We start from the raw sequence: 11,762 nt of genomic DNA, 5'->3' as shown, positions 1-11,762 counted from the left end.
CACGTCAGGTGAGGTGTTCAAATTCGGGCTTTCAGATAATCCGCTAATTGAGAAGCCGCGCTTGAAGCGCCGCCGGCCAGGCGCATAATGACGTTGACTGAACCCGGGGCTGGCAATTTTTTCCCATTGGCAAGCGCATCAATTACCGAAACACTGTCTGGTACCGTACTGCGGGCCAGTACGGTTATTCCCAAACTGCTGTGCAGTGCGGCGGTAAGCCCTGAGAAGTCTGTATTGGTGTAGGTGATTCTGTAGGGCTGATGTATCCGTTGCAGGCTCTGTTCGGCACGGCGGCGGTAAATGCATCCTTCCGGAGCCACAACTAAAGGCAAGCTGGGCTGTTCAACCAATGCGGGGGAGCCCACCCAAACCAGCTCTTCGCGCTGAATCAGTACATCGCTTTTATTGGTCTGTTCGCGCAGTGCCAGAATAATATCAAACTGCTGCCCTAGCCCGGACAGTAAGTCTTTACTCAACGCGGAAGTCACCTGCAGCGTAACCTGTGGGTAAACCTGAGCAAACTGCCCCAATACTTTGGGCAACAGACTGGACGCGAATTCACTGGTAATGCCCAGCCGCACTTTACCGCTAACCTGTTGCGGCTCGAACTGCGCCCAGGCCTGGTCATTCAGTGCTAACATTCTCTGTGCGTAGTCAAACAGCACGTCACCGTCGGCAGTAAGGGCAAAGCCGTTGCCCTGGCGGGTTAGCAATTCAACGCCCAGTTGCTGCTCCAGCTTTTTAAGCTGCAAACTAATAGCTGGCTGAGAACGCCCCATGCGTTCGCCGGCAAGTGTCATACTGCCCAGCTCAATCACCGCACTAAAACTGCGTAAGGCTTCTAAGGATAAATGTTTCATTGGTTCGCTTTATAAAGTCATTACTGGGTATTTGAAAAAATAATACTATTATAAGCATTATTGATTTTAAGTTTAAACGAATCACGCCTATAATTTGCGCCCATACACACGCACATAAAGTGAACAGAAAAGGAACACGGTATGGGTAGCAGAACGCCACTGTACGAAGCACACGTAAAAGCGGGTGCAAAGATGGTTGATTTTCACGGCTGGGACATGCCGCTGAACTACGGCTCACAAATTGAAGAGCACCATGCTGTACGCCGTGACTGCGGTGTTTTCGATGTGTCGCACATGACCATTGTTGACGTAGAAGGCCCTCAGGCTCAGGCGTTTTTGCGTTACCTGCTGGCTAACGACGTTGTCAAGCTAAAAACCGAAGGCAAAGCACAATACACCAGCATGTTGAATGAAAACGGCGGTGTTATTGATGACCTTATTGTGTATTTCTTCTCAGAAACTGCTTATCGCATGGTTGTTAACTCAGCCACCCGTGACCGCGACCTGGCATGGATTGAAAAAGTTGCGGCCGATTTTGATGTCACCACCAAAGAGCGTGACGACATGGGTATGTTGGCGCTGCAGGGCCCTAAAGCCGCTGACAAAATTCAAAACGTATTAACCGCAGAGCAGTACGCAGAAATTGACGGCATGAAGCCTTTTGTGGGTAAAGACGTTGGCGATTACTTTATTGCGACCACAGGTTATACCGGCGAAAAAGGCTACGAAATTGTGGTTCCGGCCGAGCGGCTTGAAGCCCTTTGGAATGACTTGCTAAAAGCCGAGGTTGCTCCTTGTGGACTGGGTGCTCGTGATACACTGCGTTTAGAAGCTGGCATGAATCTGTATGGTCAGGACATGGATGAGAACATCACGCCGCTGGAAGCCAATATGGGCTGGAGCGTAGCGTTTGAACCGGCTGATCGCGACTTCATTGGTCGTAAAGCATTAGAGCAGAAAAAAGCTGAAGGTCACGACAAGTTAGTTGGCCTTGTGATGGAAGAGAAAGGTGTACTGCGTCACGGTCAAAAAGTAACCGTTGAGGGTGGCGAAGGTATCATCACTTCTGGTACATTCTCGCCTACACTTGGTTTCTCAGTTGCAATGGCTCGCGTTCCATCAAGTGTTGGTGATACAGCGGAAGTGGAAATGCGTAAAAAACAAATGCCGGTGAAGGTAGTTAAGCCAGGTTTCGTCAGAAACGGTCAATCTGTTTTATAATCGAACAAGATTCAATACATTCCGGCTACGCCGGTTAGAAGGAAAGTAAAATGAGCAATATTCCAGCAGATCTGAAATACGCATCAACTCACGAGTGGGTTCGTGACGAGGGCGACGGTACCTTTACTGTAGGTATCTCTGAGCATGCGCAGGAGCTTCTTGGCGACATGGTGTTTGTTGAGTTACCTGACGTAGGTGACAAAGTGGCAACAGGCGACGACATCGCTGTAGCTGAATCTGTAAAAGCGGCGTCAGACATCTACGCACCAATGACCGGTGAAGTGGTTGCGGTTAACGAAGACCTGGAAGACGCGCCTGAAACCGTCAACAACGACCCTTACGGTGACGGCTGGTTATTCCGTATAAAAGCAGATGACAGCAGCGAGCTGGACAACTTGCTGGACGCAAATGCTTACGAGGCTTCAATAGACGAGGACTGAGGCCATTGGCGCATAGCACCAATGACACAGAGCGTCCTGAGCCCCGGAATTTAGCCGGGGTTCATTGTTTTTTGTATCCGATAAGTTTTCGATAAATTTCCGATAAATGTACGAGGCTGAGTCAAATGAGCAGTACTACCCTGACGCAATTAGAGCACCACGATGAATTCATTAGCCGCCATATTGGCCCAGGCGCTGATGAACAAAAAGCCATGCTGGCTGAGCTGGGTGTAGATTCTTTAGAAGCATTAACCAAAGACACTGTGCCTGGTGCGATTCTTCGTGAACCGTTCCTGCAAACAGGGGAGCCGCAAACTGAACGCGAAGCTCTGGCTCGTCTTAAAAACATCGCGAAAAAGAACCAAATTTGTACCTCGTACATTGGTATGGGTTACTACGACACCGTAGTGCCGAACGTTATTTTGCGTAACGTGCTGGAAAACCCGGGTTGGTACACCGCGTACACGCCGTATCAGCCGGAAATTGCTCAGGGCCGTTTAGAAGCGCTGCTTAACTTCCAGCAAATGACTATGGACTTAACCGGCCTGGATTTAGCCAGCGCCTCACTGCTGGACGAAGCCACTGCCGCCGCCGAAGCTATGGCGATGGCGAAGCGGGTTTCTAAGAACAAAAAGTCCAACGCGTTTTTCATTGCCGACAACGTTTACACGCAAACCATTGACGTGGTGAAAACCCGTGCCGAATACTTTGGTTTCGACATTATTGTCGGACCGGCGCGTGAAGCCTCTGACCACGATGTGTTTGGCGCACTGTTGCAATACCCGGACAAACAAGGCCAGTTGCACAACATTGAACAGTTAATTGGTGAGTTGCAGGAGAAAAAGGCCATTGTCGCCGTTGCTTCTGACTTAATGAGCCTGTTAATGGTGAAGTCACCGGGCGAAATGGGCGCGGACATGGTGTTCGGTAACGCTCAGCGTTTTGGTGTACCAATGGGCTATGGTGGTCCTCACGCCGCGTTCTTCGCTACCCGCGACAAGTTTAAGCGCTCATTGCCAGGTCGTATTATTGGGGTTTCTAAAGATTCGCGCGGACGCCCTGCATTGCGTATGGCTATGCAGACTCGTGAGCAACACATACGCCGCGAAAAAGCGAACTCAAACATTTGTACCGCGCAGGTGCTGCTGGCGAACATGGCGTCGTTTTACGCTGTGTATCATGGCCCGGAAGGCTTGCGTCGTATTGCCAACCGCATTCACCGTTTAACCGACATTGTCGCGTCAGGTATGCAGGACAAAGGTGTGAAGCTGGTGAACAGCCACTGGTTTGACACCTTAACCTTTGAAATGAAAGAAAACGCCGCAGACGTATTGGCGCGCAGCAAAGCGCTGGGTCTTAACCTACGCGTTGACGGCGAAGGCGTATTTGGTATCAGCCTTGACGAAGCCAAAACGCGTGATGACGTTGAAAACTTATTTGCCGCGCTGTTTGGCGACAACCACGGTTTAGACATCGACGTACTGGACAGCCGTGTTGCTGGCGGTGACGTGGAATCTATCCCTGCTGACTTAGTGCGTACTTCTCAGTATTTACAGCACCCGGTATTTAACGAGTATCACTCTGAAACCGAAATGCTGCGTTACATCAAAAAGCTGGAAAACAAAGACTTAGCCCTGAACCACTCAATGATTTCTCTGGGCTCATGCACCATGAAGCTGAACGCCACCGCCGAGATGATTCCGGTGACCTGGCCTGAGTTTGGTCAGTTGCATCCGTTCTGCCCGGCAGAGCAGGCGGAAGGCTATTACGAGTTGGTTTCTACTTTGTCTGAGTGGTTAATTGATGTAACCGGTTACGACGCTATGTCTATGCAGCCGAACTCCGGTGCGCAGGGCGAGTACGCAGGCCTGCTGGCTATTCAGAAGTACCATGAAAGCCGCGGCGACGGGCACCGCGACATTTGCCTTATTCCGAGCTCTGCACACGGTACCAACCCGGCTTCAGCTCAGATGATGAACATGAAAGTGGTGGTCGTTGACTGTGACAAGCACGGCAACGTGGATATGGACGACTTAAAAGCGAAAGCTGAAGAAGCCGGCGAGAACCTGTCGTGCATTATGGTCACTTACCCGTCTACCCACGGTGTTTATGAAGAAGGCATTAAAGACATTTGTGACCTGGTTCACAGCTATGGCGGTCAGGTTTACATGGACGGCGCCAACATGAACGCACAGGTTGGCGTAACCTCACCGGGTTACATTGGTTCTGACGTATCGCACCTGAACCTGCACAAAACTTTCTGTATTCCGCACGGTGGAGGCGGCCCGGGTATGGGTCCCATTGGCGTGAAGCAGCATTTGGCTGAGTTCCTGCCAAACCACTCCATTGTGAATATTGACGGGCCTAAAGCAGGCAACGGCGCGGTATCTGCTGCGCAGTTTGGTAGTGCCAGCATTCTGACCATTTCATGGATGTACATTGCCATGATGGGCGGACGCGGCTTACGTGAAGCCTCAGAAACCGCTATTTTGAACGCCAACTACCTGGCTGAGAAGCTGAGTGAGCACTTCAAAATCTTGTATCGTGGTCGCAACAACCGTGTTGCGCACGAGTGCATTATCGACTTGCGCCCAATGAAAGACGCTGCCGGCATTGCTGAAATTGATGTAGCTAAGCGCTTGCAGGACTACGGCTTCCATTCGCCAACCATGAGCTTCCCGGTAGCGGGTACCATTATGGTTGAGCCGACCGAGTCTGAGTCTAAGGCTGAGCTGGACCGCTTTATTGAAGCTTTGGTTAGCATTAAAGCCGAAGCCGAGAAAGTAGCCGCCGGTGAATGGCCAAAAGACAACAACCCACTGGTGAATGCACCGCATACGCTAGCCGACATTACCGATGCAGAATGGGACCGACCATACGATAGAAAAACAGCAACCTATCCGGTTGAAGCTGTTGGCTACGACAAATTCTGGCCAACCGTTAACCGTATTGATGATGTATTTGGCGACCGTAACCTGATGTGTTCATGCCCGAGCATTGAAGAGTATCGGTAGATGGGGAGCCTGACGTTCACGTCAGGTTCGATGCATCACTGACATGACTTTGGAGCCCGCTTTTAGCGGGCTTTTTTTATTACTATTAATAGTCCGCTACGCGGTCTGGCGCCTTCTTTCTGCTGACAAGCTTGTCCTGGCCCAACGAAAAAGGTAGAGAATAATTAGTTTGGTACAGGCACTAACTGTCGCTAGCAGTAGTAGAGGCCAACCATCTTCGAGTCCCATGGCAAAAGCAAATGCTATTGTCGACATATCCATAAGCAAAATGAATTGACTCATCTTGATATCTAAAGCGCCGGTACTGCCCAATTTCAGAACTTGGATGATCTGATGAGTATAACCTTGCGCAAGAAAGATGGTAATGACAACAATCATTATCGTCATTAAATGACGTCCTTCATCTTCGTAAGTGCCTGCTGTCAGTCCGAAAAAAGCTCCTGATGCGAGCAGGAAAATCGCTAAAATAAAGAAAGTTAGAGGAGCAGCCGTTTTCCGGTCAAACCATATTTCATACAAAATAACAGCTACTAGCAGAGCCGCAGACAATCTCGGCCAGACAATGAAGTGATTAAAAGGCTCTATTGACATGCCATATACGAAGAAAGAGTAGTAAGCCAAAAAGCTCACGAAAAACTTATTAAGAGAGAGGGCTTCAGTTGATCTTCTATTCAAGTTGCCTTTTTTCCGTGACCAAATTGTCCGTACCTGAGAGAAAACACCAACCAAGCTGACTACAATCAAGATTGAATTCAAAGTCCCAAAGAAGTTGAAAAGCATAATATTTCGATTTAGTTAATTTGTCGACAATATACTCTTTAATTTTGATTATTTTAAATAAAGTTAGGTTATTCTTACTATATTGTCGACAATATTCCGGCTTAAAGTGAATCGCCACTGATTTGATAGACACCTCATAGCCATAGCAATGGAATTCATGGCTACTTTGTAAAACCTGATGGCTCCAAGACTGGTTGGGGGACATATGATGGACAAAATTTCCTCAATAATCAGTTTATTATTGGAATTGAAAAACCTCTAGTGGGAGATGTAAACATGCCAATAGCAGTCTTAAGTAGCGAATGGGCGGTAAGCTCAGGCGATGCGTTATTAGTCGCTTTTAAGGATAAAGCTAATGTTCGTTCGTTTGGCGAACCACTTTGTGGCATGTCGACCGCTAATCGACCTTTCAAGCTAAGTATTGGCTCTAGTTTAAATATTACGACAGCTAAGATGGCAAGTGAGAACGGTACAATATTCGGTGGAAGGATTCCAGTTGATGAATCCTCTAGTCGTCCAGTCGAAGATGTGATTCAGTGAATCAACGAAACTGTCGAATAATGACTCGGGCATGTCCGCGATTCGTTTAAGCACTGACTGTTTAGTGCAAAGAGCGGGTACTCACGTAGACGAAAGTATCGCAAGTAAAATTTTGACGCATCGAGAAGGGTACATAAAAGGGCATCAACTACTAGGGCTAAAGCAGCTCCAAATATAAAAAAGTTCTAATTATTGCAATTAAGCAAAGGTTCAACAGCTATAACTTGACTCTCTGATATATTTTTCAACGAATACCTCCCTAACCTTTGCTCATAGAAACCGAACGAAAAGATGATAGCGAAAAAAAAGTAACGTTTCCTTGCAATTTATTTATGACTTAATTCATAGTGTGAGTTTAGAGCTACTACCTAGTATAGCTCTTCTGATATTAGCATGGGCACATAAATAGACGAGAGAGCTCTGAAAATGCATTTAACAAGCTTTAAAATCGAAAACTACCGTAAATTTGGAAGTAGAAGAAACACTATATTCTTTGTCGAACCTAACGCAATTCGACCTGAAGACGAAAAAGTTGATGCGACGTCTGATGTCGCCGCATCAACGACTTTAATCATTGGGAAAAATAATTCAGGCAAAACAACTATAGCAAACGCTTTAAAGCTTATATGCGAAAACCGACAGCCTCGAGCCGCTGATTTCAATATTAGCTACATAAAAAGCTTATTAGATAGTTATAAAAAGAGTAACTTTAACGTAAAAAACCTACCAGAGCTTTCGTTTACTTTAGTGGCCCATATCGAAACAGGAAGCAATGACTTAATAGCCAACCTAGATGAGTTTGTAACTATAGAAAACAGCGAGAATCCTCAAAAAGAGGTTGAAATATCAGTAAAAATAGTAATATCTGAATCTTTGGCTTACTTAGAAGCAGTTCAAAAGCTAATAAAGTTTTACAAGGAAAAAAAGCTTGAGGAATCGAAACTAATAAGCATGTTCGAAAGTCTCCTAAATCAAGAGTCCGATTTTTTTGACTTTGAAACACACAAAAAAAATCTATTCAAAACTAAGTTACTAAACTCATACGGGCAGGAAAGCAAGAAATTTCAGTTCAAGGACCTTATAAACTTACGAGAAATCAAAGCTAACCGTCACTTAAAAGATGATGTTCTGACGGAGGTATTCAATAAAATAATAAAGTTTCAGTTCGATAACGATAAAGAATCTAAAGACAAGTTAAGTGAAGAAATTGAAAAGGTAAACGAAAATCTAACACAAACTGTCAATGGAAAAAATAAAAATGTATCTAAAGTTTTAAGAGAAATAGAGAACACTAACAAAGTAGATCTAGGTTTAACAGGAAATGTTACATATGAAAGAATAGTCAAAGGATTAATAAAGTATAACTTCTCGGACGATGAGGACTTAATCCCAGAAGAACAGTTTGGACTTGGATATGTAAACTTACTAAATATAATTGGAGAGATAATACATTATATTGATAGTTACAAATCAGGAAGCCAAAATAGCCGAATAAACCTCCTATTCATCGAAGAACCCGAAGCTTTTATGCATCCGCAAATGCAAGAGTTCTTCATAAAAAGAATAGATGCTGCTGTTCAAAGAGCTTTGGAGATTGCAAATGAAAATTCTGATGAAAAGAAGTCTTTAAACTGCCAAATAATAATCACGACTCATTCCTCTCATATAGTAAACAGTAAAATACATAGCTCTAACTCCTTTAACAATATAAATTACTTATCAACAAAAGAAAGAAAAGTTTCTTCTATAAAATTGAATGACAGAGTAATTAAAAATAGAGGACAACAATTCAGTTTCAGTTCAGATGACTTGGTATTTCTGCAAAAGCATATAAAATATAAGGTCTCTGAAATATTTTTCGCTGACGCTGTAGTTTTTGTTGAAGGTGCCACTGAAGAGGCATTATTAAAATTCTACATTGACAATGACCAAGACCTGAGAAATAACTACATCTGTATATTTAACATTAATGGCGCACATGCGCACGTCTACTTTCCTTTAGTAAGAACACTTAAAATTCCCACGTTAGTTATTACCGATATAGATATTAAAAGAAGAGCCTGTGAAATCGGCCAGAAGCATAAAGCCAACAATAGAGATTGTGATTTATGCGGACACAAGAAAGGAGCCAGTGACAATAATAGCCACGATTACAAACAAATTTCCTCATTACAAGGAAGAGAAACAACAAATAATACAATAATAACTTTTAATCAGAATGGAAAAAATCTAGATAACATTAAGTACTATGAACGTGAAAACTTTAAAGTAGTTTTCCAATGCTCAAAGATACATGGTTATTATGCCACTAGCCTTGAAGAGTCTTTTATATTAACTAATTATGATAATTCGATAGTTAACTCTTCACTAGAAAATATCAAGCCTAAAATATATAGTGACATTTTAGGTGAGACAAGGGATAAAAAAAATATTATTAATTCCTCTTATAAGCTTCAGTCAAAGCTAGCGAGAGATAAAAATGAATTTACGAGTGAAATATTATATAGAAGTATAGTTCAAGGCATAGATAAAGCACCAAAATTACCAGATTATATTATGGATGGCTTCAAATGGCTCAAAGAAAAACTTACTCCTTCAAGAAGAACTGAAAAGTAAAGCGAGAATAAAATGACTCAGGATTTAGACGTTAACTACAAACTTATAGAGTGTATTGACCAATTCAAAAGCTTCTACTTTCAAGCGGGGGCAGGAGCCGGAAAAACCCATGCCTTAGTAAATATAATAGATTACATACTGAGAAAAAAATTCTTGCAGCTTAGAAGAAACAACCAAATCGTTTCATGCGTAACTTATACAAACGTAGCTGCTAATGAAATAAAGAACAGAATAGGGAGCTCTGATGTACTAGCGGTGTCTACTATTCATGAAATGCTATGGAATCTGATTCAAAATCATCAGCCTCAACTCATAGAGCTTCACCATCGTAAGATTAAAGATGAGATTCAGTTGATAGAAACAGAGCTATCTAATCCCGACATAAAAAAGCTGATTTTTTACACATCACTAAGCGATGAAGAACGGCGAATTTTGGATACGTTTATATACGAATCTAAGAATACTTACTATCGAACAAGAAACCTTAAGTCGAAAGAGCTAAAAGAGGAGTATAAAATATACTACGAGGAGTTTGGGGAAGAAAATGTAAAAAGATGGTTAAAGAATGTTAGTAATTTTAGACAGTTAGCTAGTAAGATTTACACATTAAAACGACTCAAAGCGTGTAGTCAGAAGATAACGAATAAAGAGCCAGGCTACACACTTGTGGAGTATGATAGCAACTACAATGTAGATAGGCTCTATATAATGAAGTTTAGCCATGATACTCTGCTAGAGTATTCACTTCAGTTGGTCCAAGGCTACCCAGTGCTCAGGCAGCTAATTTTGGATAGATCTCCCTACTTCTTCATTGACGAATATCAAGACACCTCGGAGAATGTTATATCTATTTTGAAATTAATACATGAACACTCAGAAAAGCACAAAAGAGACTGGGTTGTCGGTTATTTCGGAGATTCGTCCCAGAATATTTATGAGGATGGAGTAGGAGGAAACCTTGCCACCCTTCATCAAGGGCTGGTGAGAATAAAGCATGAGTTTAATAGAAGATCACATGAACAAATTATTGGCATTATCAATAAAATTAGAACCGACGGAATAGAACAATCTCGCTTAGATAAATCTAAGTCAAAAGGGTTAGTTGAGTTTTACAAATTAAATAACAAGTCAAGTAAAGAGGAGTTAGAAAGCGTACCCCACTTTTTGGAAGAATATAAAGAGGACCTTAGAAAATCCGCTCCAAAATCTAAGATAACATGCTTGGTTCTAACCAATAAACTAATGTGTCAATTAAATGGGTTTGGAGATATATATGATGCAGTAAGCTCCGCTGACAACATATATTTTGACGATATAAAAAATAAGCTGCTATCTAACGATTTGAATAAGTTACACCCTGTGATTCGATTAATTCTAAGGATAGTGACTAAGTTTAATAATATAAATAATAGCAAGTCTACTTACCATGATATTTTTGAGCGGTCAGTTAAAAATTTGAGTTTTAAATCAGCGAACGAATTAATTAATAATATAAGATCTATAAAACCAAATACCTTACATGACTTAATAAAAAACATGTCGGATCTATATGAATCTCAGAAAGACCATCTTGGCGTTAAAGAATACATAGAGAGCTGTTTAGGACCCGCAAAATCTGATTTGGATACCTATCCGTCTATTGAAAGTATGATAAGAGCTCAGATTCTAGATCTAATGATTGCCCCTACGTTTCCAAGTGATACAAGTATTGATTCTAATAGTAACGAAATCTCCGACGATGAATCAAATGCTATATCTGATGAAGAAATTGATCGAGTGAACTCTATTCTAGGTATTGAGATTGGAAAGTGGCGTATATGGGCTGATTTTGTCAACCAGAAATTAGACAAAGACATTACCTATCGCACTTATCACAGCACTAAAGGTGAGGAATACGAAAATGTTGCAGTAATCATGGGCCACAATTTTGGCGGCAGTCATCAAGGAAAGGGAAAGTTTAAAAAATATTTCGAGTTTATCGCCCTAGACGAGCATAGCTGCATGGAGCGGTTCACAGATGAAGATACCAAGAAGGATATCGAAAATACAAGGCATCTTGTCTATGTAGCATGCTCTAGGGCGGAGAAGAACTTAAAGGTATTGTATATAGATGACACTTCAGATATCGAACAAGGTATAAAATCTATCTTTGGAGAAATAAAGGAGTGGGTTTACCACTAACTTCTATCTCTAAGTTAAAATATTGGCGTTTGGGTTCTACCCAGATTTTACGACACATCCAAAACGAGGCCATATGTGCCCATAAGGAGTGTTTATGAAAAAAACGAAAA

Annotated in this window: 8 protein-coding genes; 6 read left to right on the top strand and 2 right to left on the bottom strand. The window is 42.7% G+C overall.

The annotated features are described in order from the left end of the window. Positions 1-17: 17 nt before the first annotated feature. Complete coding sequence (locus tag U0358_RS10645) at positions 18-860, bottom strand: LysR family transcriptional regulator (RefSeq protein WP_317497367.1); 843 nt, start codon at positions 858-860, stop codon at positions 18-20. 141 nt (positions 861-1,001) lie between these two features. On the opposite strand from U0358_RS10645, the gene gcvT reads away from it, so the two are divergent. The 3 genes from gcvT to gcvP all read left to right on the top strand — a co-directional run bounded on the left by gcvT (position 1,002) and on the right by gcvP (position 5,535). Next, the gene (gene gcvT / locus U0358_RS10640; RefSeq protein ID WP_322406236.1) at positions 1,002-2,081 is read left to right on the top strand and encodes a glycine cleavage system aminomethyltransferase GcvT; all 1,080 of its coding nucleotides are present in this window, start codon (positions 1,002-1,004) and stop codon (positions 2,079-2,081) included. A gap of 50 nt (positions 2,082-2,131) precedes the next feature. Then, entirely contained in the window at positions 2,132-2,521 is a 390-nt protein-coding gene (gene gcvH, locus U0358_RS10635) for a glycine cleavage system protein GcvH (protein WP_322406235.1), read from the top strand. A 125-nt stretch (positions 2,522-2,646) separates the two neighbouring features. Continuing rightward, positions 2,647-5,535, top strand: coding sequence for an aminomethyl-transferring glycine dehydrogenase (gene gcvP / locus U0358_RS10630; protein ID WP_322406234.1), 2,889 nt, complete (start codon positions 2,647-2,649; stop codon positions 5,533-5,535). Positions 5,536-5,631: 96 nt separating this feature from the next. On the opposite strand, the gene U0358_RS10625 is transcribed toward gcvP, so the two are convergent. Continuing rightward, a complete protein-coding gene (locus U0358_RS10625; RefSeq protein ID WP_322406233.1) occupies positions 5,632-6,210 on the bottom strand; it encodes a hypothetical protein in 579 nt (192 codons plus the stop codon). Positions 6,211-6,591: 381 nt separating this feature from the next. Between U0358_RS10625 and U0358_RS10620 the strand changes: the two genes are divergently transcribed. The 3 genes from U0358_RS10620 to U0358_RS10610 all read left to right on the top strand — a co-directional run bounded on the left by U0358_RS10620 (position 6,592) and on the right by U0358_RS10610 (position 11,652). Then, a complete protein-coding gene (locus tag U0358_RS10620; RefSeq protein ID WP_322406232.1) occupies positions 6,592-6,855 on the top strand; it encodes a S41 family peptidase in 264 nt (87 codons plus the stop codon). A 426-nt stretch (positions 6,856-7,281) separates the two neighbouring features. After that, entirely contained in the window at positions 7,282-9,471 is a 2,190-nt protein-coding gene (locus U0358_RS10615) for an AAA family ATPase (RefSeq protein WP_322406231.1), read from the top strand. A 12-nt stretch (positions 9,472-9,483) separates the two neighbouring features. Next, on the top strand, positions 9,484-11,652 hold the full coding sequence (locus U0358_RS10610; protein ID WP_322406230.1) for a UvrD-helicase domain-containing protein: 2,169 nt from the start codon (positions 9,484-9,486) through the stop codon (positions 11,650-11,652). Positions 11,653-11,762 lie beyond the last annotated feature (110 nt).

Source organism: Idiomarina sp. PL1-037, from assembly GCF_034422975.1.
GTDB lineage: Bacteria > Pseudomonadota > Gammaproteobacteria > Enterobacterales > Alteromonadaceae > Idiomarina.
The sequence above is the reverse complement of the archived record's forward strand: the minus strand, read 5'-3'. Positions and strand labels throughout refer to the sequence as shown.

Excerpts from the sequence above, each read along its gene's own strand:
- U0358_RS10645 (WP_317497367.1), bottom strand. The coding sequence starts at position 860 with ATGAAACATTTATCCTTAGAAGCCTTACGCAGTTTTAGTGCGGTGATT.
- gcvH (WP_322406235.1), top strand. The coding sequence starts at position 2,132 with ATGAGCAATATTCCAGCAGATCTGAAATACGCATCAACTCACGAGTGG.
- gcvT (WP_322406236.1), top strand. The coding sequence starts at position 1,002 with ATGGGTAGCAGAACGCCACTGTACGAAGCACACGTAAAAGCGGGTGCA.
- gcvP (WP_322406234.1), top strand. The coding sequence starts at position 2,647 with ATGAGCAGTACTACCCTGACGCAATTAGAGCACCACGATGAATTCATT.
- U0358_RS10610 (WP_322406230.1), top strand. The coding sequence starts at position 9,484 with ATGACTCAGGATTTAGACGTTAACTACAAACTTATAGAGTGTATTGAC.
- U0358_RS10615 (WP_322406231.1), top strand. The coding sequence starts at position 7,282 with ATGCATTTAACAAGCTTTAAAATCGAAAACTACCGTAAATTTGGAAGT.
- U0358_RS10620 (WP_322406232.1), top strand. The coding sequence starts at position 6,592 with ATGCCAATAGCAGTCTTAAGTAGCGAATGGGCGGTAAGCTCAGGCGAT.